Genomic DNA, 24,567 nt, shown 5'->3' with positions numbered 1-24,567 from the left:
AGCTTCGCGAGACGGAAAGGCGTGGAAAGCTTTGCAGCCAGCCTCTTTCAGGCCTCTTGGAAGATTGGGGCAAAATCCCTAATATCGGCGCTCCTGCTTCGGCATCAAAGAAAGTTCAAATGGACAAGAGGTCTCAACGAAAACGCCACGCTGCCCTTGCGGGCGTGGTTTTCGCTGTCCTTGTCCTGGGGATTTCCCCCGTTGAACGCGCCTTTTCGCGCGATGATGCCGGTGCCGCGCCTGCTGGTGAGGGTGATTCGTCGCCGGAGGCGCTTCAGACGCTGGAAAAGCGCCGTGATCAGAACCGCCAGGATCTGGAAGAGCTGGTCGACAGCATCGGACTTTCGGAAGACAAGACCCGAAATCTCGAGGAAAGCATTGCTTCCCTTAATCAGGACAGCGCCCGTATCCGCGACGAGCTGATAGCGTCGGCTGCGCGCCGCAAGGCACTGGAAACCAAGATCAGCGATGGTGAGGATCGTCTGGCCAAGCTTTCGGTCCGCGAAGATGGCGTCAAGGCATCCCTGCGCGAGAGGCGTGGTGTGCTGGCGGAGGTTCTGGCGGCGCTGCAGCGTATGGGCAGAAACCCTCCCCCCGCCCTTCTCGTTTCGCCTGATGATGCGCTGGCTTCGGTGCGCAGCGCCATTCTTCTCGGCGCCGTCGTGCCCGGCATTCGTGGTGAGACCGACAAGCTGGTTTCTGCTCTCAAAGAATTGACCGACGTCAGGCAGGCAATCGCTCGCGAAAAGGACGATCTTACGGGTATGATGACGGCAAGTCTGGAAGAGGAAAAACGCCTCGACCTGCTGCTTGCTGAAAACGACCGCAGAAATTCGCAGACGGCCGCGGCGCTGGAGGCGGAACGCAAGCGATCCGAGGAGCTTGCAAGCAAGGCGACCAGCCTCGAGGGTCTGGTCGGTTCGCTTGAAAGCGAGATCAGTTCGGTGCGGGAAGCTATGGAAAGGGCGCGTGCGGAAGAGCAGCGCGTGGCCCGTCTTTCCGAAGCGGAACGTGAGAAGGAGCGTGCCGCAGCCGAGGCGGGAATGCCCGATAAAAACCGTATTGCGCCCGCATATCCCTTCGCGAGTTTGAAGGCAAAGCTGGACCTGCCGGTGGCTGGAGACGTGTTGCGCCGGTTCGGCGATGCGGATGGTACGGGTCACTTTTCCAAGGGAATTGTCGTCGCGACCGGACCTGAGGCCATCGTCACGGCACCCGCAGACGGCTTTGTTGTATTTGCCGGAGATTTTCGCAGTTACGGCCGAATGATCATCCTCAATACGGGTGACGGATACCATGTGGTCATGACGGGCATGGACAATGTGAGGACACGACAGGGAATGTTTGTGTTCTCCGGAGAGCCAATCGCCTCCATGGGTGCAAAAAGAGTAGCGAGTGCAGCAGCATTGGCGCTGGAAACCGACCGGCCAACGCTCTACATTGAGTTCAGGAAAGATGGTGTGCCGGTTGATTCCCAACCTTGGTGGACCGCAAAAAATACCGGAAGGGCGCACAATGATTCGTAAGGTTTCGCTTCTCCTTATCGGTGGGCTTATGGGCGCCACGGCGATGAGTGTGATTTATTCGGCGAGCATGCCGGCACAGGCGGCCGGGCCTTCGACCTATAAGGAACTGTCAATCTTTGGCGACGTGTTCGAACGTGTGCGTGCGCAATATGTGACGCCGCCGGATGACGAGAAGCTGGTCGAAAATGCCATCAACGGCATGCTCAGCTCGCTTGATCCGCATTCGAGCTTCATGAATGCCAAGGACGCCAACGACATGCGCACCCAGACCAAGGGTGAGTTCGGCGGTCTCGGCATCGAAGTGACCATGGAAAATGAACTGGTCAAAGTCATCTCGCCGATGGACGACACGCCGGCTTCGCGCGCAGGCATTCTTGCCGGCGACTATATTTCGGAAATCGACGGTACGCCGGTTCGAGGTCTGAAGCTGGAGCAGGCGGTCGAGAAGATGCGCGGCGCGGTGAAGACGCCGATCAAGCTGACGATCATCCGCCAGGGCGCCGACAAACCGCTCGAATTCACCGTCATGCGTGATGTCATTGCCGTACGCGCGGTTAAGTCCCGTGTCGAGGGCGATGTCGGTTATCTCCGCGTCATCTCATTTACCGAGAAGACCTATGACGATCTCGAAAAGGCGATCAAGAAGATCAAGACGGATGTGCCGGCTGACAAGCTGAAGGGCTACGTGCTCGATCTGCGTCTCAACCCCGGTGGTCTGCTCGATCAGGCGATCAATGTTTCCGACGCCTTCCTCCAGCGTGGCGAAGTCGTTTCGACCCGTGGCCGTAACCCGGACGAGACCCGCCGCTTCAATGCAACGGCTGGCGATCTGACCGATGGCAAGCCGGTTATCGTGCTCATCAACGGTGGCTCTGCTTCGGCGTCTGAAATCGTCGCTGGTGCGCTGCAGGATCTGCGTCGCGCGACTGTGGTCGGCACGCGCTCCTTCGGCAAGGGTTCGGTCCAGACGATCATTCCGCTCGGCGAAGCCGGCGCGCTGCGTCTGACCACGGCGCTTTATTACACGCCGTCGGGCAAATCGATCCAGGGCACGGGCATTACGCCTGATATCAAGGTCGAACAGCCGCTGCCGCCGGAATTGCAGGGCCGCGTCACGACAGAAGGTGAATCCAGCCTGACCGGCCATATCAAGGGCCAGAGCGAAACGGACGAAGGCTCGGGTTCTTCCGCTTACGTTCCGCCGGAAGCCAAGGACGATATCCAGCTGAATTATGCGCTGGACTTGTTGCGCGGTGCCAAGACCGATCCGTCGTTCCCGCCGAACCCGGACAAGGCTGTGGTCAACAAGCAGTAAGATGAATGCGCCGGCCAGCCGGCGCATTTTCTCGATTGCCTAACCGTTTGGACGGATCGTTCATTGCCTTCTGACCTGCGAAAACCGCTTCTGGGTCGACAGAAAAAAAGCGCCGGTATCAACCGGTGCTTTTCCGTCATTATGGTTCTGTCCGCGCTTGCAGTTCTGACGATCGGCGGGCTTTCCGTCTATACGGCCCTGTCGCCCGGCAATCTGCAGAAGACGGCCTCCGGGCCGGATATCCAGCCCCGGATCCCCGAAGACGCTCCGAAAACGGCAGCAGCCGATGTGGCGGATCCCAACGACACGGCTGGTCTGAAGCCGGAAAGCGGCCGCTCCGGCGCCAATATAAATCGGGCGACGATGCCGGATGGCAATGTGGTATCGGTCTATTCTCCGCGCCCCCGTGACAGCGACGGACCGGTGCTGATGAGCGGCCAGACCTACGGTCAGGATCCGCGCATTGCCACGCGGCCCAATGATGCATTGCTGGAAGAAACCGCATTCGGCAGATTGCCGGTCGTCGGTGCCGATGGTTTGCGGCCGATGGAGCAATATGCCCGGCCGTGGTCCGGCGCACGTGGCACCCGGGTGGCGATCGTGGTCGGTGGTCTCGGCCTCAGCCAGACGGGTTCGCAAAAGGCGATCCGGGAACTGCCGCCGGAGGTGACGCTCGGTTTTGCTGCAAGCGGCAACAGCCTGCAGCGCTGGATGCAGGAAGCGCGCCGTGAGGGGCATGAAATCCTTCTCCAGATACCGCTGGAGCCCTTCGGGTATCCCGGCACCAATCCCGGCCCGGACACGCTGCTGGCGGGCGATCCCGCGAAGGTCAATATCGACCGGCTGCATCGCTCCATGGCGAAAATTACCAATTATACCGGCATCATGAATTATCTCGGCGGGCGTTTCCTTTCCGAGCAGGCGGCGCTGGAGCCGGTCATGCGCGATATCGGCAAGCGCGGGCTGCTCTTTCTGGACGATGCCTCTTCGGCGCAGTCGCTGAGCGGCGGGATTGCCAAAGCCATTTCCGCGCCGCAGGGCTTTGCCGATGTTCTCCTCGACGGTGAGGTCACCGAAGCCTCTATCCTGCGCAAACTGGACGAATTGGAGCGGATCGCGCGACGTAACGGTCAGGCGATCGGCGTTGCCTCGGCTTTTGACGAAAGCATCGCTGCAATCTCGAAATGGTCGCGGGAGGCGGGCGGTCGCGGTATAGAGATCGTTGGCGTTTCTGCGCTTGTTTCGCAGCAGGCGGGGCAGTAAACCTTCTGCGCGGCCATTCCTTAGCGCCTTTTCGGCGCCCAGACAGTGCGGGTTTCCAATGACAATCAAAGCAGAAGATTTGCCTTACCGTCCCTGTGCGGGGATTATGGTTCTGAACGCCGAAGGCCTTGTCTGGGCCGGCCGGCGCATCAGGGAAGGCAATTCGGAATATGACGGTTCACCGCAATTGTGGCAGATGCCGCAGGGCGGCATCGATGACGGTGAACGACCTTTGACGGCCGCCATTCGCGAACTTTACGAAGAGACGGGGATGAAAACGGTGACGTTGCTGGCGGAAGCGAGCGACTGGATCCATTATGATCTGCCGCCCGAACTGATCGGCATCGGCCTGAGAGGCAAGTATCGCGGGCAGGCGCAGCGCTGGTTTGCCTTCCGTTTCGATGGCGACGAAAGCGAAATCCAGATCGACCCACCCCCAACAGGGCATACGGCTGAATTCGACGCCTGGGACTGGAAGCCGATGGAAAGCCTGCCGGAGCTCATCGTGCCCTTCAAGCGCGCGGTCTACGAGAAAGTGGTTGCGGAATTCCGGCACCTTGCCGGCAAATAATAAAAAAGGCGGCCACTGGCCGCCTTTTCTTTGGTCGATTGCGAAAGCTTATTCTGCTTCGTTGGCGGAATCGGCGTTGAGCTGGCCGTATTTTTCCGCACCGATCTTGCCGAGCAGTTCGAGCTGGGTTTCAAGGAAGTCGATGTGACCTTCCTCGTCGATCAGCAGGGCTTCGAACAGCTTCATGGAGACATAGTCTCCGGCCTCGGAACAGATGTCGCGCGACTTCTTGTAGGACGTCCGTGCGTCATACTCGCCCGCCAGATCGGCTTCGAGCACTTCCTTGACGTTCTGACCGATGCGAAGGGGAGCCAGGGTCTGGAGGTTGGGATGACCTTCCAGGAAAATGATACGATCGATGATCTTGTCGGCGTGCTGCATCTCTTCGATGGATTCCGCACGCTCCTTCTTTGCAAGCTTGGTGTAGCCCCAGTCATTCAGAAGTCGGTAGTGAAGCCAATACTGGTTTACCGCACCGAGTTCTAGAAAAAGGGCTTCGTTAAGCCGCTCGATGACTCTTGTGTCGCCTTTCAATGTCCGCTCTCCTGTTCTCTTCATGGAATCGCTTCAAGCGGGACATAAAATCAAAAACATCGGCTTCCGTCGAGTGGCGACGGGCGTGATATTCTTCGGTTGTCTGTATGATCAGGTCGACGACAGTCGGGAAACAGCCGCAGCAGCGGCCACGTTTTTCCATGGCATGATACACTTTTGCCGGAACGATAAGCTGCCAACAGTCCTCATCGAGGAGCTCGTTAATGACGTCCCGGATATCGTGGTCGGTGATGTAATTGCAGCTGCAAACCAGCATGATCGACTGCCTGTATGACGCAACACGTTGTTTTCGTTCTTAAACCAAAACAGGACACCCACTGTCAAGAAAAACCTCCGAGGATATCCGGAAGTGAACTCTGGATTCATTCTAAACTATACAAAAACTGTCGTATTTTCATTAGTTTAGCAGTTCCTATATTGCGGTATTTTTCGATCAAGTTTTTGTGCGTGGCGATATTATCAGGGCGGATATCACGAAAAGTTTACCCGCTTCCGTCCCGTTAGAAAGGGATGCGGATCTCAGGCGAAATATTGCCCGCCATTCGCGGTCATCGTCGAGCCGGTTATGAAACCAGCCTCGTCCGACACGAGAAACAGGACGCATCGCGCGATTTCTTCCGGTTCGCCCAGGCGCCCGACCGGGATTTGCGGCACGATCCGCTCGGCCAGCACTTTCTCCGGTATAGCCCTCACCATCTCCGTGCCGATGTAACCGGGGCAGATGGCGTTGACGGTAATGTTGCGGCTTGCGCCTTCCTGGGCGAGCGCCTTGGTGAAGCCGATATCGCCAGCCTTTGAGGCGGAATAGTTGACCTGGCCTGCCTGGCCCTTCTGGCCATTGATGGAGGAAATATTGACGATGCGACCGAAGCCGCGGTCGCGCATACCCGGCCAGACGGGATGCGTCATGTTGAAGACGCCGGTGAGGTTGGTGTCGATCACCTCGCGCCATTGCTGCGGTGTCATCTTGTGAAACATCGCATCACGGGTGATGCCGGCATTGTTGACGAGAACCTCGACGGGGCCGAAGGCCTCTTCAACCTGGGCTATGCCTTTTACGCAGGCATCATAGTCTCGCACGTCCCATTGAAACGCGGGGATGCCGGTTTCTTTCTGGAAGGCCTCTGCCCTATCGGTCGTGAAGGCGTAGTTGACGGCCACCTGGTAGCCGGCTGCCTGCAAGGCGCGGGCGATTGCTGCGCCTATGCCGCTTGTCCCGCCCGAAATCAACGCAACCCGGCTCATATGGCCTCCATTTCCTGAACTGTTTTAGCCGTGCTCAACGGCCACAGAAATGCGGCCAATGGGAGACCGCTTCTACCCTATTGGCCGCTGAACCGAAATTGCTTTTTGGAAGGCCGCGCGGCGGTTTTCAGAGCGCCTCGATGCACATGGCAACACCCATGCCGCCGCCGATGCAGAGCGTTGCGAGCCCCTTCGATACGTTGCGGCGGCGCATCTCGAAAATCAGCGTGTTCAGCACACGCGCACCGGAAGCGCCGATCGGATGGCCGATGGCAATCGCACCGCCATTGACGTTGACGATATCAGGATCAAGACCAAGCTCACGCACGACAGCGCAGGACTGGGCGGCAAAGGCTTCGTTGGCCTCAACGAGGCCGATATCACCGATCGACCAGCCTGCCTTGGCCAGTGCCTTGCGAGAGGCGGGGATGGGGCCGGTTCCCATGATCTGCGGATCGACACCCGCCGTCGCCCAGGAGGCGATGCGCGCCAGCGGTTTGATACCGCGCTTTGCCGCTTCCTGCTCCGACATCAGAAGTGTGGCAGCCGCGCCGTCATTGAGGCCGGAGGCGTTGCCGGCCGTTACCGTGCCTTCCTTGTCGAAGGCGGGGCGCAGCTTTGCCATGGTTTCCAGCGAGACGCCGGTACGGATGTGTTCGTCAGCATCGATGATAATATCTGCCTTGCGGCCCTTGACCGTGAAAGCCACGATCTCATCTGCAAAACGGCCGGCGCTTTGCGCGGCTTCGGCCTTGTTTTGCGATGCGACAGCGAACTGGTCCTGTTCATCACGGGAAAGCTGCCATTGCCGGGCGATGTTCTCGGCGGTTATGCCCATGTGGTAGCCGTAAAAGGCATCCGTCAGGCCGTCTTTCAGCATGGTGTCGATCATCTTGAAATCGCCCATCTTCACTCCGCCGCGCAAATGGGCGCAATGGGGCGCCATGGACATGGATTCCTGACCGCCGGCAATGATGATGGCCGCGTCGCCGGCAACGATCTGCTGCATGCCGAGTGCGACGGCGCGCAGGCCGGAACCGCATAGTTGATTGATGCCGAAGGCGGTTGCTTCCTGCGGAATGCCGGCTTTCATTGCCGCCTGCCGCGCCGGGTTCTGCCCTTCGCCTGCCGTCAACACCTGACCAAGGATGACCTCATCGATTTCATGGGCTGCGACACCGGCGCGCTCCAGGACGGCGTTGATGACGGTTGCCCCAAGCTCGTGGGCGGGCGTATTGGCAAAGCCACCATTGAAAGAACCGACGGCAGTGCGCGCAGCGCTGGCAATCACGATTGAAGGCGTCATCTGTTTCTCCTCACTTGCGGGCGGAGACTGGCAAAGCTTTGAATACAAGTCAAATGCCGAAAGTTGCTTTAAAAGATGTTGCTAAATCAAGCCGGAATCTTGCGGAAAATTGCTGCGCAAAAAACAAACTGTTGCGATGCACAAAACATTTGTCACGGGGCTTGTTTTGCGCATACACTTCGCGCGGGAAGAGCAATAACACCAAAAAACAAGAAAATACCATCATCGCGAGGAGGCGGGCATGGCAAAACACGACGGCGAAACAATCATTAAAAAATATGCTAACCGGCGGCTCTACAACACCGGCACCAGCACCTATGTGACGCTGGATGATCTGGCGCAGATGGTTAAACGCGGCGAGGACTTCAAGGTTCAGGACGCCAAATCATCCGAAGACATCACCCATGCGGTTCTGACGCAGATCATCGTCGAACAGGAAGCCAAAACCGGCAATACGCTGTTACCAACGGCGTTTCTGCGGCAATTGATCTCCTATTACGGTGACCAGATGCAGATGGTCGTTCCGACATTTCTCGAACATTCGATGAAAACCTTCTCCGATCAGCAGAGCCAGATGCAGGAGCATATGGCCAAGGCGTTCGGAGACGGTTCGCTTGCCCGGAATTTCCAGGCTCCATTGCAAATGATGGAAGAGCAGATCCGCCGCAATACGGAACTGTTCCGGCAGGCGATGCAGGGGTTCACACCTTTTGCAATGCCGCAGGCGCCCAAGGAAACGCGCAAGCCGAATGCATCCGAAATCGATGAGCTGAAGTCGCAGCTGCGCGCATTGCAGCAAAAACTCGATCAGCTCTGAAGGAGGCTGGAGCATTTCGGGTGAGACCCCTCAAATGCTCTCTCCGGTTCTTCAGTTTGCCGTCCGTTCCGGGACGCGCAGCAACAGAACAAACCCCAACCCCAGAAACACGATGAGGGTGGCCATTCCGATATGTGCGGAGCCACTGAGGTAGGTTGCTATTGAAAAGGACAGCGTCGCCATGAAGCTGGTGGCGCGGCCCGATAGCGCATAGATGCCGAAATAGCGTCCCGCCTCAGCAATGGTGATGTTGCGCGCCAGATAGGAACGCGACGAGGCCTGAACGGGACCGAAGGCGAGGCCAATCAATATGCCACAGAGCAGATAGGCCTTTTCCGCGCCGGTTGCGAAGATGCCGCCATTGTCCGCTGTCGACAATTGGATCCAGCCAAACAGTGTCGAGTCCTTTTCTGTCGAGACGATGCCGACCGTCGCGATGAGCAGCATAACCAGGCTGATGAGGATGGTGATCCGCGAGCCAAGTTTCTGATCGACGCGCCCGGCCGCAAAGCAACCCACGATGGCGACAACGTTGAGCAGGATGCCGAAGAGGCCGATTTCCATCGTCGCCCAGCCGAACATTCCCGCCGCAAATACGCCACCCAGAATGAGCACGCCGTTCACGCCGTCCTGATAAAGCATACGTGCAATCAGGAACCGCAACAGGAAGGGTCTGTCTCGAAGTTCGCGCAGGGTTGTCTTGAGCTCCGCAAGACCGGAGCGGATAGCCGCTCCGAAGGGTAGGCCCTTGTCCGCATCCGGGGTCAGCAGAAACATCGGCAGAATGAAGAGCAAATACCAGATTGCGGCTATCGGGCCGGTTATTCTGGCGTCCTCGCCGGTTGCTGGATCGAGACCGAAAAGCGGCTTGATACCGGCGATAGTCAGGCCTGTCTGTGGATTTGCGGCCAGAAGCGTCACCACGGCGATCAGCACCACCATGCCGCCGAGATAACCGAGTCCCCAGGCGAGATTGGAAATGCGTCCGACATTCTGCGGATTGGTCAGTCGCGGCATCATGGAATCGTTGAAGACGATCGAAAACTCCGCCGCGATGGATGCGAATATCATGCAGATGATCGGCAGGATGATCGGCGAACCCGGTGCTGCAAACCAGAGGAATAAAAGACTGACGATCTTGATGGTGGCAAAAAAGGCGATCCACGGCTTTCTCGCGCCGGACTGGTCAGCGATGGAGCCGAGAATGGGGGAGAAGAGGGCGATGATGATCGAAGAGACCGTCGCCATGTTGCTCCATGTCGCCTGCGCCGAAATAGGATCATCGGTGAGGCGGGCGACAAAGTAGGGTCCGAAAACGAAGGTCGTAACGACCGTGAAAAAGGGCTGTGCCGCCCAGTCGAACATGACCCAGCCCCAGATGCCGCGTTTGGCAACCACTGTTTCCGCATTTGGGGAGGGGACAGTCATTCATCGTCCTATCGGATATCGGGGGGATAAAATGCGTGATGCCGGCGCAACCGCTTCATTTAAGGCCATCCGGGCCAGTCACCCGGATGGCGTTTTTCGAATGGTCGATCAGCGCGTCAGAACGATATCACCAAGCAGCCCCGCCGCCACTGTCAGGCGGGCGAGGTTGGTATCGCCGCTTTCGCTGAGCGCACCGAGTTCCGAGACGATGCGATTGACGCGCACGCGGTCGGCCGCATACCAGGCCTGAACCGGGTCCTTTTCCTTCGCATACTCGGTGAGGGCCGAGATGACGATCCGGCGTCTTGACAAGGCGATCTGGTCCTGGCTGCGCAGAAGGGCCAGGCTCTCGTAATGATCGGCCGGTGTAATGCGCTGGCTGGCATCCAGCAGCCGCGCGACACGGAAGGTCGAGGAGACCGTGGCGTAGCTTTCGGCGGCGCGGGCAAGCGTCGTGCCCGCATTTTCGGCGATACGCATGATCTCCGGCACATAGACCAGCAGGGAAAGCGTATCCAGCTCCTCCAGAAGGCCAGAGGGAACACCGTCAATTTCCGTGACGCCAAGCTCGCGGCGATATTTCGCCGCTGCCGGTGACAGCGTCTTGATGGCGGTTTTCAGGCGCTCGATTTCGGTTGCCATGTCGCTCGTTCCAGCGCCCACGCTCCCGGTTTGCAGATAAAGCCTGCTTGCATCGGAGTAGATGCGGGTGATCGTGGCATAAAGTCCGTTCTGGACTTCTCCGCCGACCTTTCCGTCAAGCGCGTCGACCTCGCTCCACAGACGTTTGAGGCCGAAACCATCCTCCACGATCACCGCTGCCTTGACGACATCGGCCGACAGGAGGCCGCTCGCATCGGCGAGTTTCTGCACGAAGCCAGGGCCGCCGCGGTTTACCACGGCATTGGCGAGCGCTGTCGCAACGATTTCGCGGTGCAGGCGATGCGCCTTGATATCGTCTGCATAGTTCTTCTGCATCTTGGCCGGGAAATAGTCTGCGAGCAGATGCTGGAGATAGGGTTCGTCGGGCAGCGGGCTTGCCACCAGAGCGTCGAACAGCGTCAGCTTGGCGTAGGAAAGCAGCACGCCGATTTCCGGCCGGGTCAGCGGCTTGCCGGTGGCGTATCTTTCGCTGAGCTCGGCATTGCTCGGCAAGGTTTCGACCTTGCGGTTCAGTTGCCCGGTTGCCTCCAGCGCGCTCATCAGGCGGCCGAGTTCTTCCCGGTTTGCAAGCCCAAGCCGCTCCGTCAGCGAGATTGCCAGCGATTGCAGGTAGTTGTTGCGCAGCACCAGCTGCGCCACTTCCGGCGTCATGGAGGCAAGAAGCTGGTTGCGCTTCGGCATCGTCAGGCGACCGCTATTGACCGCGGAGGCGAGGGCGATCTTGATATTGACCTCGACGTCGGAGGAATTCACGCCGGCCGAGTTGTCGATGGCGTCGGAATTGCAACGTCCACCCGCCAGCGCATAGGCGATGCGGCCCTTCTGGGTGATGCCGAGATTGGCGCCTTCGCCGATGACCTTGGCGCGCAGCTCCGTGGCGTTGACGCGGATGGGGTCATTCGCCCTGTCACCCACCTCGGCGTTGGTTTCCACCGCCGCCTTGATATAGGTGCCGATGCCGCCGAACCACAGAAGATCGGTTGGCGCCTTCAGAATGGCGGTCATGATCTCGAAGGGTGTGGCAACGGATTTGTCGATGCCGATGGCAGCGACGGCTTCCGGCGTCAGCGTCACCGATTTTTCGGAACGCGAGATGATCATTGCGCCTTTTGAGAGCGTCGAACGGTCGTAATCCTGCCAGCTTGAGCGTGGCAATTCGAAAAGCCGCTTGCGCTCAGCGAAGGATTTGTCGGTATCGGGATCCGGATCGATGAAGATATCGCGGTGATCGAAGGCTGCGATCAGCCTGATCTTTTCCGACAGCAACATGCCGTTGCCGAAAACGTCGCCGGACATGTCGCCGACACCCGCCACTGTGAAGGGCGTGGTCTGGATGTCAGTGTCCATTTCGCGGAAATGACGCTTTACCGTTTCCCACGCACCGCGCGCGGTGATGCCCATCTTCTTGTGGTCGTAACCGGCGGAACCACCCGATGCGAAGGCATCGTCCAGCCAGAAGCCGGCGTCGTGGGCAAGGCCGTTTGCCGTATCGGAGAATGTCGCGGTCCCCTTATCGGCGGCGACGACGAAATAGGGATCGTCACCATCAAGCCGCAACGTATCGGCCGGCGGTAAGACGGCGTCGTCGACGATATTGTCGGTGATGGACAGAAGAGTGCGGATATAGGTCTTGTAGGCTTCACGGCCTGCATTGAAGACCTCGTCGCGGGAGCCGCCAACAGGCAGGTTCTTCGGGAAAAAGCCGCCCTTGGCGCCAACGGGAACGATCACCGCGTTCTTGACCTGCTGCGCCTTGACGAGACCGAGCACTTCCGTGCGGTAGTCCTGGCCGCGATCCGACCAGCGCAGACCGCCGCGCGCCACTTTGCCGAAGCGCAGATGCACGCCTTCTACTTCGGTTCCGTAGACGAAGATTTCGCGGAAGGGACGCGGATCGGGCAGGCCGTCCAGATGTTTGGGATCGAACTTGAACGCCAACAGGTCACGCGGCGTGCCATCGGTGTTTTTCTGGAAGTAGTTGGTACGAAGCGTGGCGTCGATGGCATTGACATAACGCCGCAAGGTGCGGTCTTCGTCGAGATTGGGAACACCGCTCAATGCCGCTTCGATCGTCTTGTGCATTTCTGCCAGTTTCTTCAGCCGCTTCTTCTCGTCGATGGACGGATCGAAGCCAGCCTTGAACAGAGCGAAAATATTCCGTGAAATGGCCGGATATTTAAAGAGCGTTTCGGAAATATGCTCCTGGGAATAAACGATTCCAGTCTGGCGCAGATAACGGGCATAAGCGCGCAGGACGGACACTTCGCGCACGGTAAGGCCGCAGGCGAGGATCAGCCGGTTGAAGTTGTCATTATCGACCTTGCCCGAGAAGGCAGCAAGGAATGCTTCTTCGAGTTTCTGTCCGTATTGCGGCAGATCCAGCGTCACGCCCTTGGCGACAGCGAGTTCCATATCATGCAGCACGATGTCGCGCTTTTCGCCATCCGAGATGACACCGATGTCGAAGGTGCGCTCACTGATGACGTTGAAACCGAGGTTTTCGAGCAGCGGCACACGGCGCGACAGTGGCAGATGGCCGTCCCGATGGAAGATCTTCAGCGACAGCGTTTCAGCTGACTGGCCTTCCTGCTGGTAAAATTCGATGCGGACCGGCTCACCCTTCACGGTGGCCAGAATATCCGCCATGTCGCCAATCGCCTCTTCCGGCGTGAAGGCTTCCTGATAGGCCTGATCCACCTCCAGAACCGGCGCACCCGGTTCGGAAAGGGCAACGAAATGGTCTATCCAGCGTGCTGCGATATCGCTGACGGCATCCTCCAGCCTGTCCTGCGCGATACGCGGCGTCTTGCCTTCCGTGCGGCCGACGATGAAATGGACGCGGGCGACAGCGCCTTCGGGGAAGGCCGGGTAATAGGCGGAAATATGCCCGTCATAGACCTTGCTCAGATAGTCGCCGATCTTCTCGCGCACATAGGAATTGTATTCCTCGCGCGGCACGAAGATGATGGCCGAGACGAAGCGGTCGAAACGGTCGATACGTGCGAGGACGCGCACGCGTGGGCGGTCGCTCAGTTCCATGATCTGCTCGATAAAGCGGATCAGAAGATCCGTTTCGATCTGGAAGAGATCGTCGCGCGGATAGGCTTCCAGCGTGTTCTGCAGAATGCGGCCGGAGTGGCTGTTCGGATCAAAACCGAAATGCCGCTCGACATCCGCAATTTTGGCACGTAGCAGCGGGATGTGCTTTACCGAACGCGTATAGGCGGTGGCGGTGAAAAGGCCGACGATGCGCAATTCACCGATGACATTGCCATCCTCGTCGAAGCGCTTGATGCCGATATAATCCATGTAAGCGCGGCGATGCACGATGGACTTCACATTCGCCTTGGTCACGATGAGGAAATCCGGACCGTCGAGGAAGGCGAGGATTTCAGGCGTCGTCGTCACGGCGTCCTTGCCAAGGCGCAGCACGCGCACATCCGGATCGCTCAAACTGCCGAGGCCGACTCCGTCACCGCGTTCGATTTTCGCGTTCTTTCCCGTTCCGGAATAGGTGTAATCGCGCATGCCGAGGAAGGTGAAATTGTCGTTGCGAAGCCAGTTGAGAAACTCGACGGCTTCCGCGCGCTCGGTCTTGCGCCGCGAGGAGCCGCGTTTCGACAATTCGTCTAGGGCTTCGTCGAGCTTCGACAGCATGGGCCGCCAGTCTCTGTAGGCGGACTGAACCTGCGCCAGCACGAAACGCAATCTTTCTTCCAGCGCCGTTGCGGCCTGCTGGGTCAGTGGGGCGATGTGCAACTGGATGAGGCTGATATTCCCGGTGGGATCGTCATCAGGCTCCGCAAGGCGATAACCCGCCTGCGCCGTTGCATCCGGCACCAGAATGGGGTGGACCGCGAGATAGAGGCCGCGATAGCTGCTTGTGACCTCACCCATGACGGAATCGTAGAGGAAGGGCATATTGCGGCCGATAATCGTCAGAACCGTTACCGGAATATCTCGCGGGGTGACGCCCTCCACCTGGGCGATGCTGATATGGGGCGCGTCTCCAGTCCAGCGCGAAAGAGCCTCGAAACTGTGCGCCGCGCTTGCGGCCAGCATTTCGGCGGAATAATATTCTATGTCGTCGGCGCTTGCTCTTCCATAGAGTATACCCGGATCAAGAAATGGCGCGTTTTCGGCAATTGCCTGCTGTCGTGCTTTTTCGATCTGTTTTTCGCGTTTTGGATTATTTCTGTAGCCCATTTGATGTGGATTCCTCCAAAAATCACACTTTAACGTAAAAAAGCACCGTCAATTTGCGGATTTTGCCTTTTCATTCGAATCGGATATTGGCGTGTAATTACGAAGAGTTTAAGAGGCTTTCGTGTTTCTTCAGTCGGGAAGTGAAATTTTTTTGCTTCTTATACGGTAGGGACCGGTTACGAAGCATTTGACAGTATTCCGGTAGCCCATTTATAGGTGGTTCTTTGGCCGCCATGTGATGTTGCGGCCACGGTCGAAGCAAATTATTGATTTGTGCCTATTTTTGTGGTACACCAACGATACTGATCCACAGCGTGGCATTTGTGTGCCCAAAAACACCACGAAAGCAACACCTCTTTTGCACGCGGTTTCCGTGACATATCGAGCGTTTACGTTATCGAAGCCCGCAATGCGGGAAGGTGTGTTTTTGCGTGCACGGCTGGACCAGTGCGGAGTCACCTGACGGTTCCCCCGTCTCATCAGGGCCTGACCGACCCAACCCCGGCGTTGCCGGGTATGTAACAGGGAGTTTTTAGAACGAATGACGACCCAGCAGAAGAAATCTCCAGCACATCACGGTTTCAAAACCGGTGAAGCGATTGTGTATCCCGCTCATGGTGTCGGTACCATTTCTGCCATCGAGGAACAAGAAGTTGCCGGCATGAAGCTTGAGCTTTTTGTCATCGATTTCGAAAAAGACAAGATGCGTCTTAAAGTTCCCGTCGCTAAAGCCGTGAGCATCGGCATGCGCAAGCTTTCCGAAGGCGATTTTGTCGAGCGGGCGCTGAAAGTGGTGCAGGGCAAGGCGCGTGTGAAGCGTACCATGTGGTCGCGCCGCGCCCAGGAATATGATGCGAAAATCAATTCCGGCGATCTTATCGCGATTGCGGAAGTTGTGCGCGATCTTTACCGTGCGGAAAATCAGCCGGAGCAGTCCTATTCCGAGCGTCAGCTTTACGAAGCTGCTCTTGATCGCATGGCGCGCGAAATTGCTGCTGTCAACAAGATGTCTGAAACCGAGGCTGTCCGCCTGGTGGAAGTCAACCTTGCCAAGGGTCCGAAGCGCGGCAAGGCCGTCGAAGAGGACGATTCTCAGGAAGAAGCCGCGTAATCACCGGCTTTCTCCTTTTTTAAAAAAACCCGCCAAGAATGGCGGGTTTTTTTGTGCCTGATCTACAGGATGCGAATTTTCGTACCCTTGCGCATATGGGGCAGAATGCGCCTCATGTCGCGGGGATGGAGAGCGACGCAGCCGGCGGTCGGCTCATATCCCGGGCGGATCATGTGCATGAAGATTGCCGAACCGCGGTTCCGACTTCTCGACGTGATGTTCCAATCGAGCACGAGGCAAACGTCATAAAGGCCGTCCTTTCGCATCATCTCCTCGTGGCTCAGTGCGAAAGGGGACTTGACCAACCTGTTGTAACTGGCGCTGCGTGGCTCGTCGCACCAAAGCATGGATTGCTGCGTCCGTTGCATCGGCAATGTCGTGGCGATGGCGGGGTTACGGTCGCCGCGATAAAATCCGTGCAGCAGGCGCGTGACGGAAATGGGTGACTTTCCATCTCCCTCGCGTTTGAGCACGGTACGGCCATTGCGCCCGATCGCTGCGGGAAAGGTGAGATGCCCAAGCTGAACGATGGCCCGGCTTATTTTCAAAGGCGCTGGCCGAACCATGAGCGTCGATGCGCGTTTATGTTGCTTTACGGGCTGTCTGCTCATGTTTTTCACGAGATTTTGCTTTGCAGGTTATCTAACGTGAAGTCATAGCACTTCGTAATATCATGGCAATGGGTTGACCTTTTATCGGCAAACCGCTGAATTGGCTGACAATTAGAGCGCCGTGCCTTATTTCAGAGGCACAAGGGATGCTCTAACTCTTTTAAACTACGCATTGCGCTTTCCGAAAATCGACGGTGATTTTTGGGCCGATGCGCTAAAGTAAGAAAGGCTGAGAATCCGAATGACGGCTCGCACTATCCTTTTGGTGGACGACGACGACGATCTTCGGGAGACGCTGACTGAGCAACTATCTCCCTATGAGGAATTCTCGCTTCTGAGCGGCGCAAACGCTGCGCAGGCGATGCAGACCGCAAAGACTGCCCAGGTCGATCTTCTGATCATGGATGTCGGCCTTCCTGACATGGATGGCCGCGAGGCGGTGAAGCTGCTGCGCAAGGGTGGCTTCAAGGCGCCGATCATTATGCTGACCGGGCACGATACCGATTCCGACACTATTCTCGGTCTCGAAGCGGGCGCCAATGATTATGTGACGAAGCCATTCCGCTTCGCCGTCCTTCTGGCCCGCATCCGGGCGCAGCTGCGTCAATACGAGCAGAGCGAGGATGCGGTTTTCACCGTTGGCCCCTATCAGTTCAAACCCAGCCAGAAGCTGCTGACGACGGAAGACGGCAAAAAAATCCGGCTGACGGAAAAGGAAGCGGCGATCATCCGTTATCTGTACCGCGCCGGGAGCGCCGTCGTTACCCGCGACGTCTTGCTGGAAGAGGTCTGGGGTTATAATTCCGGAGTGACGACGCATACGCTCGAAACGCATGTGTATCGTCTGCGCCAGAAGATCGAGCGAGACCCCTCCAATGCCGAAATTCTGGTGACCGAGAACGGCGGATACAAGATCGTTCCCTGAACGAACGCCCTTTCTGCGTTCGAAAGGACGCAGAATATTCTAACATCTTGTATTTTGAAGGCCGATATCCGAAAACCGCTATAGTGGTGCAGGCGGTTTTCTGGAGTAGCAATCGACATGGCCTTGACGGATGACATCATGCTTCTGGGGCAAGTGCCGTTGTTTGCCGGCTTCAGCGACGATCAGTTGCGGCTGATCGCCTTCGGCGCGGAACGCCGCCGCGTGGCGGCGGGTCAGACTTTGTTCAGGGAACATTCCCCGGCCGAGTGCGCCTTTGCTGTGACGTCAGGCCATTTCGAGCTATTTACGGCCGGGCGGGATGGCAAGCCAGCGTTGCAGGCGACACCGGGCAAGGGGGCGCTGCTTTCGGAGCTGGCGCTTTTCACGCTCTGTGAGAGGAAATTCACCGCCATTGCCGCGGAGGATTCCGAGGTCATCCGGATAACGCGCATTCTCTTTCACCGGCTGGTGGAGGAGTTTCCCGAGGTTGCCGATATCGTGTCGGCGCGTATTCGCGATAATATCGCCGCACTTGCGGCGGGCGCGGCCCTTTTGCAGAACCGCTTCTCCTGATTTTAAAGAGCCAGCGCTTCAGAAACGGAAATGGGCTGTAACTGGAACGTGGTCGGATGGCCGGTTCCAACCGCGTGCTTCGCGCAGGATATCGATCTTTTCAAGCGAGGGGCCGAGATCCTGAGACGACCAGATATGGTCGAGACGGCGGCCACGGTCTGCGGCTTCCCAATCCTTGGCGCGGTAGCTCCACCAGGTATAAATCTTTTCACTATCAGGCACGTTCAGCCGCATCAGGTCGAGCCAGCTGCCCTTCTTCATGATATCGAGCATGCCGTCGGTTTCCACCGGCGTATGGCTGACGATCTTCAGCAGTTGCTTGTGCGACCAGACGTCATTTTCAAACGGCGCGATGTTGAGATCGCCCACGAGAATGGACGAGGTGCCGGGCACGCCGTCGGCGCGAAGCGCCTTCATCTCTTCGATGAAATCCAGCTTGTGGCCGAATTTCGGGTTTATCGACCGGTCGGGTTCGTCACCGCCAGCCGGAACATAAAAATTATGCAGCCGTATGCGGCGCGACCCAACCTGAAAAATCGCGGAAATGTGTCGTGCATCGCCGATACCGCAATAGTCCTGACGGTGATCTTCTGTCAGCGGAATTTTCGAAGCGATTGCCACACCGTGATAGCCCTTCTGGCCATGGATGATGACGTGTTCGTAACCGAGCGCCTTCAGCGGCTTCATCGGAAACTCGCCATTCGGGCATTTCGTTTCCTGCAGGCAGAGAATGTCGGGTTTGTAACGCACCAGAAACTGCTCCACGATCGGCATTCTGAGCCTGACCGAGTTGATGTTCCAGGTGGTTATCGAAAACGACATGCATGTGCTCCGCTTCTATAGCCTCGAAGCCGATTGTTTCGAGACATGTTTCCGGGGCGCAGGCTTATAACATCGCAATGGAAACGGGAATGTATTTTAGCGGCAAAATAAAAAAGGCGACCGCACGGCCGCCTTTTGAACTGTCGCCATGGACCGCCCCGGCCTTTAGCCGCGTTTGCGGACTTCTTCGTAGTTGATGTTGAAAACGCGTTCGTCGAGGTTAACGCCCGTCTGCACGTTGAAGATCATGACGGTCGTGTCCTTGTTCTGGGCATCGGTCGTCGTCCATTGCCTCAGATCGAAGGTTTTCGGGTCAAACATCAGGGTAATGGTGGAATCGCCGAACACGCTCTTGTCACCCAGTACGATGGTGGTCAGGTCGGACTCTTCCTTCACGTTCCGGACCTTCTGGTTGCTCAGATCGATCTTGTCGGACAAAAGCAGGCTGAGCGGGGTCTTTGACAGTGGATACAGATCCCATGTCTTCAGCTTCATGTTGCCGATGACGACATTCTTGCCGTCGGAGATGACCCGCATGGGCGAGGGGTCCTCATAATTGAAGCGAAGCTTGCCGGGCCGTTCGATGTAAAATTTGCCGCCGGTCTGTTCACCGCGTGGGCCAAACTGGACAAACTCTCCCATCATGGTTTTGACCGACGAGAAGTGATTGGCAATTTTCTGCGCGGTCGCGCTGTTACCGGCAGCCTGGGCAAATGCGTTGAGCGGCGACAGGCCAGCCATGACAGCAGCCATGGAAAACGCCGTCAGCACGCCACGTCGCGTCACGCCGTTCTCTGGTGTGTTTGCGGTGGCAATCTCGCCGGTGGTGAGGTCGTTCATTCTGTTCTCCTTCATCGCAGCGATTTTCCGCATAAAGGCGGCGGCTTCATGACGTTGAAAGCGTGTATTAACGCTTCTTCGCCCCGCTTGGTTGCCGTCTTCGCCTCACGCATGTCGTTATCCCGAAACCACGACAGCCTTTTGGGCGACGTGCATTACCGCTCGATGATGTCTGCTTCCGTTGGTACGAGTATTTCGCGTTTTCCGGCATGATTGGCCGGGCCGATGATGCCTTCCTGCTCCATGCGTTCGATTAGCGAGGCGGCGCGGTTGTAGCCGATGCCGAGACGCCGCTGGACGTAGGAGGTGGAGGCCTTGCCATCCCTCAGCACGACAGCCACGGCCTGATCATAGGGGTCTTCCGAATCGGAGAAATTGCCGGCGCCGGCCGGGCCGCCGCCATTGCCTTCCTCATCGTCTTCCTCGGTGATCGCTTCAAGATATTCCGGCGTGCCTTGCGTCTTGAGATAGGCGACGATCTCTTCCACTTCATTGTCGGAGACGAAGGGACCGTGCACGCGCTGGATGCGGCCGCCACCGGCCATATAGAGCATGTCACCCATGCCGAGCAGCTGTTCGGCGCCCTGTTCGCCCAGAATGGTGCGGCTATCGATCTTCGACGTTACCTGGAACGAGATGCGGGTCGGGAAGTTCGCCTTGATGGTGCCGGTGATGACGTCGACGGACGGGCGCTGGGTTGCCATGATGACATGAATGCCGGCGGCACGCGCCATCTGAGCGAGGCGCTGTACGGCACCTTCGATGTCCTTGCCTGCCACCATCATAAGATCCGCCATTTCGTCGATAATGACGACGATATAGGGCAGGGGCTTCAGGTCGAATTCTTCCGTTTCGTACATTGCCTCGCCGGTCTGACGGTCGAAGCCGGTCTGCACCGTGCGGGTGAGGATTTCGCCCTTGTCGATCGCCTGCTGCACACGGCTGTTGAAGCCATCGATGTTGCGCACACCGATCTTCGACATCTTCTTGTAGCGCTCCTCCATCTCGCGCACCGTCCACTTCAGCGCCACGACGGCTTTTTTCGGATCGGTAACGACGGGGGAGAGCAGATGCGGAATACCGTCATAGATCGATAGTTCGAGCATTTTCGGGTCGATCATGATCAGGCGGCATTGCTCCGGCGACATGCGATAAAGCAGCGACAGGATCATGGTGTTGATGGCGACCGACTTGCCCGAACCCGTGGTACCGGCAACGAGAAGATGCGGCATCTTGGCAAGATCGGCAATGACGGGTTCGCCGCCGATGGTCTTGCCGAGCGCCATGGCGAGCTTGGCCTTGCTGTTTTCAAAGTCGCGGCTGCCGACCAGTTCACGCAGGAACACGGTTTCACGCGTCTGGTTCGGAAGCTCGATGCCAATGGCATTGCGGCCGGGCACAACGGCAACGCGCGCGGCGATCGCGCTCATGGAGCGGGCGATGTCATCGGCAAGGCCGATGACGCGCGAAGATTTGATGCCGGGTGCTGGTTCCAGTTCGTAGAGCGTGACGACCGGGCCGGGGCGGACGTGAATGATTTCACCCTTGACGCCGAAATCCTCGAGAACCCCTTCCAGAAGGCGGGCATTCTGCTCCAGCACTTCCTCGTTCAGCGTATGGTCGCGAACGACGTTCTTGGGTTCCGCCAGAAGATGCACGGTGGGCAGCTGGAAACCGTCTGCGGCAATAAAGGAGGTCTGCGCTTCCCTTGCCACGCGCTCGCTGGGCTTCGGGCGTGCGGAAGGGGCGGTTATTCTGGGCTGGCCGCGTCCGGGTGCCTGTCTTGCCACGAACTTCGGGTCGTTCTCGTCCAGGCTGTCGTCGTCCGAGAGAATACCGTTGGGCAATCGCCGACCGTCTGCGTCTAACGACGGTTCGTCGTCCCCGTCCGCATCATGATCGGGTGCGATGGAGGGAGGCGACATCTGCCGGCGGGATGCGGCGCGTTCTTCGAACGACGGTTCCGCGCGCTGGTCGAGGCGGTTGATCGCCGTCTTGAGGCGAGAGGGTTCGTTCAGCGTGCCGAATTCATATTCGTTGAAATCGTATGGATGTTCGAATTCGCCGTGCAGGGATTTCGACTTCAGGCCGAACAGGCGGCGAAGGCGGGCCTGCGAGATGTACCAGTAATGTGCGATTGCGCCGAAGGCGAGAATATTGGCGAAGAAGCCTTCGCCCTCTTCATCGTCTTCTTCCTCGACCTGACGGGTGGCGCGGGCCTTGTTTGCGACCGGCGCGCGTTCCTCCTGTTCCAGGTCATCTTCCGGGCGTCCCACGAGACCGGCGGCAAACAGCATCATCAAGGCGGCGGGAGCAGCGAATATCGCGCCCAGCACCGTCGCAATCGTGCCGGTGGGGTAAGCGCCGATGAAGAGAGCTGGGAAGCGCAGGATCATATCGCCGATGACGCCACCGATGCCGTTCGGCAGCGGCCATGTCACGGGCGCGGGAAAACAGCCGAGTGAGGCGGCGCAGACGATGGCGCCGGCGATCCAGGCGACGAGGCGGGCGGGTATCCGATTGAACTTACGACCGGCGATCAGGGCGATCGCCCAGGCAATCACCGGCAAAAGCGCAATAATTGCGGAAAGGCCGAGGAACTGCATCACGATATCGGCGAAGATTGCGCCGCCGTAGCCGAGAAGATTGGTGGGCTGGTTGCCCGTCGCATAGGACAGGCTCGGGTCCGCCACGTTCCATGTGGCAAGTGCGGTAATCCCCAGCGCAATCGTGGCAAGCAAGGCAAAACCGGCAAGAGCCATGACCTGCCGCACGAAAAACGCCGTCAGCACGAAACGCGTGTGACGACCGTCGAATGTCGGAGAATTCATTCTGCCCATGTCCCTGAACCCGTAGTTTTTGTGGTTTCGGCAAGATCCGGCAGTTGACCAGATCCAGGATTGACAGGGAAAACTAACAGCTTGCTGGTTAATGTCGTGTTAACCATGCGGTTTTTTAAAAGCCGCTTCCGGATTTGCGGCAAAGAAAAGGCCCGCCGAAGCGGGCCTTCTTTTGGGAGAGGGGATGGAGAACCCCTTTTCCCTGATATTAGGAGTGGTAGGCGGCTTCGCCGTGGGTCGCAAGGTCGAGACCTTCGCGTTCCGCTTCAACCGGAACCCGCAGACCAACGATCACGTCGACGATCTTGTAGAGGATTGCCGAGACGACTGCGCACCATACGATGGTGATGGCGACGGCAACGAACTGCGTCCAGAGCTGCGAGGAGATGGAGAAGTCCGCCTTGCCCGTGCCGCCAAGCAGCGGAGACGTGAAGATGCCGGTGCCGAGGGCGCCGATGATGCCGCCGATGCCGTGGACACCGAAGACGTCAGCTGTGTCGTCGTAGCCGAACTTGTTCTTCACAACCGAGACGAAGAAGTAGCAGATCGGCGAGACGATGAGGCCGAGAACGATAGCGCCCATGGGTCCGACGGAACCGGCCGCAGGCGTTACGGCGACGAGGCCGGCGATCATGCCCGAAGCTGCGCCCAGCATGGAAGCCTTGCCGCGGGTGAAGCTTTCAACCAGCGACCAGGAAACGATGGCTGCTGCAGTGGCGAGGAAGGTGTTCATGGTTGCAAGAACCGCACCGCCAGATGCTTCGAGGTTGGAGCCGGCGTTGAAGCCGAACCAGCCGAACCACAGCATGGCTGCGCCAACCAGCGTCAGCGTCATGGAGTGCGGGGCCATCATGTCCTTGCCGAAGCCGGTACGCTTGCCAACCATGATCGCGCCGATCAAGCCAGCGATGCCGGCATTGATGTGAACGACCGTGCCGCCGGCGAAGTCGAGTGCGCCCATGCCGAAGATCAGGCCATTCGCGTCCCAGACCATGTGAGCGATCGGGAAGTAGACGAAGGTGGCCCACAGGATGGTGAACAGGATGACTGCCGAGAACTTCACGCGTTCCGCAAATGCACCGATGATCAGCGCAGGCGTAATAGCCGCAAAGGTCATCTGGAAGGCGATGAAGGTGTATTCATAGATCACGACGCCCTGGGAGAAGGTTGCCGAGGTGCTGTCAAGCGAAACGCCGGACAGGAACAGCTTGCCGAAACCGCCGAAATACGGGCCGGTGCCGCCGCCGAAGGCGAAGGAGTAACCGTAGATTACCCAGACGAGCATCATGACCGCGCCGATGACCGTGCACTGCATGAGAACGGAGAGCATGTTCTTGGTGCGCACGAGGCCGCCATAGAACAGGGCCAGACCCGGAATGATCATGAAAAGCACGAGGATCGTCGCGACATACATGAATGCGGTGTCGGCTTTTTCCGGAACGGGGGCCGCCGCTGCTACTGCCGGCGCGGCATCCTGCGCAAAGGCGATTGCCGGGGCCATCAGGGCCGCCACACCGGCGCCCAGTTTGCCGAGCGTTGAAAACTTGTTGAGTTGCATAGCTAGAAAACTCCCTGTCAGCCGTGCTTCAAAGCGCTTCTGTGTTGGTTTCGCCGGTACGGATGCGCACGGCCTGTTCGATAGAGTAGACGAAGATCTTGCCGTCACCGATCTGCCCGGTTTTTGCAGCCGATGCGATTGCCTCGACAGCCTTGTCGACGACGTCTGATGCAACCGCGATCTCGATCTTCAGTTTGGGAAGAAAGCTCACCGCATATTCCGTGCCGCGATAAATCTCGGTATGTCCCTTCTGGCGTCCGTAACCCTTTACCTCGGTCACGGTCAGGCCTTGGATGCCGACGCCGGTGAGCGCTTCGCGCACTTCATCCAGCTTGAACGGCTTGATAATGGCCATCACAATTTTCATCTGGTTTCCCATCCTTTGTTTGTCC

Annotated in this window: 20 protein-coding genes; 8 read left to right on the top strand and 12 right to left on the bottom strand. The window is 58.1% G+C overall.

From position 1 onward, the window contains the following. Nucleotides 1–119: 119 nt before the first annotated feature. From CRO62_RS17350 to CRO62_RS17335, 4 genes are all read left to right on the top strand, one after another. Complete coding sequence (locus CRO62_RS17350) at nt 120–1,526, top strand: murein hydrolase activator EnvC family protein (protein WP_097103090.1); 1,407 nt, start codon at nt 120–122, stop codon at nt 1,524–1,526. After that, nucleotides 1,516–2,841: a S41 family peptidase gene (locus tag CRO62_RS17345; protein ID WP_003516467.1), complete on the top strand. Its 1,326-nt coding sequence runs from the start codon at nt 1,516–1,518 to the stop codon at nt 2,839–2,841. Before CRO62_RS17350 ends, CRO62_RS17345 begins: the two co-directional genes overlap by 11 nt. A gap of 63 nt (nt 2,842–2,904) precedes the next feature. Next, nucleotides 2,905–4,104 carry a divergent polysaccharide deacetylase family protein gene (locus tag CRO62_RS17340; protein ID WP_097100999.1) on the top strand — a complete coding sequence of 400 codons (1,200 nt, stop codon included), beginning with the start codon at nt 2,905–2,907 and terminating at the stop codon, nt 4,102–4,104. Between the two features lie 58 nt (nt 4,105–4,162). Beyond that, entirely contained in the window at nt 4,163–4,675 is a 513-nt protein-coding gene (locus tag CRO62_RS17335) for an RNA pyrophosphohydrolase (protein WP_013636972.1), read from the top strand. A gap of 48 nt (nt 4,676–4,723) precedes the next feature. Here the strand turns inward: CRO62_RS17335 and bfr are convergent, their stop codons facing one another. From bfr to CRO62_RS17315, 4 genes are all read right to left on the bottom strand, one after another. Then, a complete protein-coding gene (gene bfr / locus CRO62_RS17330) occupies nt 4,724–5,209 on the bottom strand; it encodes a bacterioferritin (RefSeq protein WP_003516472.1) in 486 nt (161 codons plus the stop codon). Further along, nucleotides 5,175–5,486, bottom strand: coding sequence for a bacterioferritin-associated ferredoxin (locus tag CRO62_RS17325; RefSeq protein WP_013636971.1), 312 nt, complete (start codon nt 5,484–5,486; stop codon nt 5,175–5,177). Before CRO62_RS17325 ends, bfr begins: the two co-directional genes overlap by 35 nt. A gap of 263 nt (nt 5,487–5,749) precedes the next feature. After that, entirely contained in the window at nt 5,750–6,475 is a 726-nt protein-coding gene (phbB, locus tag CRO62_RS17320) for an acetoacetyl-CoA reductase (RefSeq protein ID WP_013636970.1), read from the bottom strand. 127 nt (nt 6,476–6,602) lie between these two features. Then, nucleotides 6,603–7,781, bottom strand: a complete 1,179-nt coding sequence (locus CRO62_RS17315) for an acetyl-CoA C-acetyltransferase (RefSeq protein WP_097100998.1) — start codon at nt 7,779–7,781, stop codon at nt 6,603–6,605. A gap of 241 nt (nt 7,782–8,022) precedes the next feature. On the opposite strand from CRO62_RS17315, the gene phaR reads away from it, so the two are divergent. Continuing rightward, entirely contained in the window at nt 8,023–8,598 is a 576-nt protein-coding gene (phaR, locus tag CRO62_RS17310) for a polyhydroxyalkanoate synthesis repressor PhaR (protein WP_003516476.1), read from the top strand. A 51-nt stretch (nt 8,599–8,649) separates the two neighbouring features. Here phaR and CRO62_RS17305 read toward each other — a convergent pair whose 3' ends face one another. Together CRO62_RS17305 and CRO62_RS17300 are read right to left on the bottom strand one after the other, a co-directional pair. After that, on the bottom strand, nt 8,650–10,026 hold the full coding sequence (locus tag CRO62_RS17305; RefSeq protein WP_097100997.1) for an MFS transporter: 1,377 nt from the start codon (nt 10,024–10,026) through the stop codon (nt 8,650–8,652). A 108-nt stretch (nt 10,027–10,134) separates the two neighbouring features. Further along, nucleotides 10,135–14,895 (bottom strand): NAD-glutamate dehydrogenase, encoded by a 4,761-nt coding sequence (locus CRO62_RS17300; RefSeq protein WP_097100996.1) that lies wholly within the window; start codon nt 14,893–14,895, stop codon nt 10,135–10,137. 541 nt (nt 14,896–15,436) lie between these two features. Here CRO62_RS17300 and CRO62_RS17295 point away from each other — a divergent pair. Beyond that, entirely contained in the window at nt 15,437–16,006 is a 570-nt protein-coding gene (locus tag CRO62_RS17295; protein WP_003492641.1) for a CarD family transcriptional regulator, read from the top strand. A 62-nt stretch (nt 16,007–16,068) separates the two neighbouring features. Here the strand turns inward: CRO62_RS17295 and CRO62_RS17290 are convergent, their stop codons facing one another. Beyond that, nucleotides 16,069–16,572, bottom strand: a complete 504-nt coding sequence (locus tag CRO62_RS17290; protein WP_041694570.1) for a L,D-transpeptidase family protein — start codon at nt 16,570–16,572, stop codon at nt 16,069–16,071. 286 nt (nt 16,573–16,858) lie between these two features. On the opposite strand from CRO62_RS17290, the gene CRO62_RS17285 reads away from it, so the two are divergent. Together CRO62_RS17285 and CRO62_RS17280 are read left to right on the top strand one after the other, a co-directional pair. Then, entirely contained in the window at nt 16,859–17,542 is a 684-nt protein-coding gene (locus tag CRO62_RS17285) for a response regulator transcription factor (RefSeq protein WP_003492637.1), read from the top strand. Nucleotides 17,543–17,659: 117 nt separating this feature from the next. After that, nucleotides 17,660–18,115: a cyclic nucleotide-binding domain-containing protein gene (locus tag CRO62_RS17280; RefSeq protein ID WP_097100995.1), complete on the top strand. Its 456-nt coding sequence runs from the start codon at nt 17,660–17,662 to the stop codon at nt 18,113–18,115. An 18-nt stretch (nt 18,116–18,133) separates the two neighbouring features. Here the strand turns inward: CRO62_RS17280 and CRO62_RS17275 are convergent, their stop codons facing one another. The 5 genes from CRO62_RS17275 to CRO62_RS17255 form a co-directional block, all read right to left on the bottom strand. Beyond that, entirely contained in the window at nt 18,134–18,937 is an 804-nt protein-coding gene (locus CRO62_RS17275) for an exodeoxyribonuclease III (RefSeq protein ID WP_097100994.1), read from the bottom strand. Between the two features lie 165 nt (nt 18,938–19,102). Continuing rightward, entirely contained in the window at nt 19,103–19,777 is a 675-nt protein-coding gene (locus CRO62_RS17270) for an outer membrane lipoprotein carrier protein LolA (protein ID WP_013636963.1), read from the bottom strand. Between the two features lie 155 nt (nt 19,778–19,932). Then, nucleotides 19,933–22,608, bottom strand: a complete 2,676-nt coding sequence (locus tag CRO62_RS17265; RefSeq protein ID WP_179784556.1) for a DNA translocase FtsK — start codon at nt 22,606–22,608, stop codon at nt 19,933–19,935. Nucleotides 22,609–22,825: 217 nt separating this feature from the next. Beyond that, complete coding sequence (locus CRO62_RS17260) at nt 22,826–24,175, bottom strand: ammonium transporter (protein WP_003516494.1); 1,350 nt, start codon at nt 24,173–24,175, stop codon at nt 22,826–22,828. Between the two features lie 28 nt (nt 24,176–24,203). Further along, the gene (locus tag CRO62_RS17255) at nt 24,204–24,554 is read right to left on the bottom strand and encodes a P-II family nitrogen regulator (protein WP_019565993.1); all 351 of its coding nucleotides are present in this window, start codon (nt 24,552–24,554) and stop codon (nt 24,204–24,206) included. Nucleotides 24,555–24,567 lie beyond the last annotated feature (13 nt).

This window comes from Rhizobium sp. AN6A (assembly GCF_900215635.1).
In the GTDB taxonomy this organism is placed as follows: Bacteria; Pseudomonadota; Alphaproteobacteria; order Rhizobiales; family Rhizobiaceae; genus Agrobacterium; species Agrobacterium tumefaciens.
This window is presented reverse-complemented; position numbering and strand designations above follow the sequence as displayed.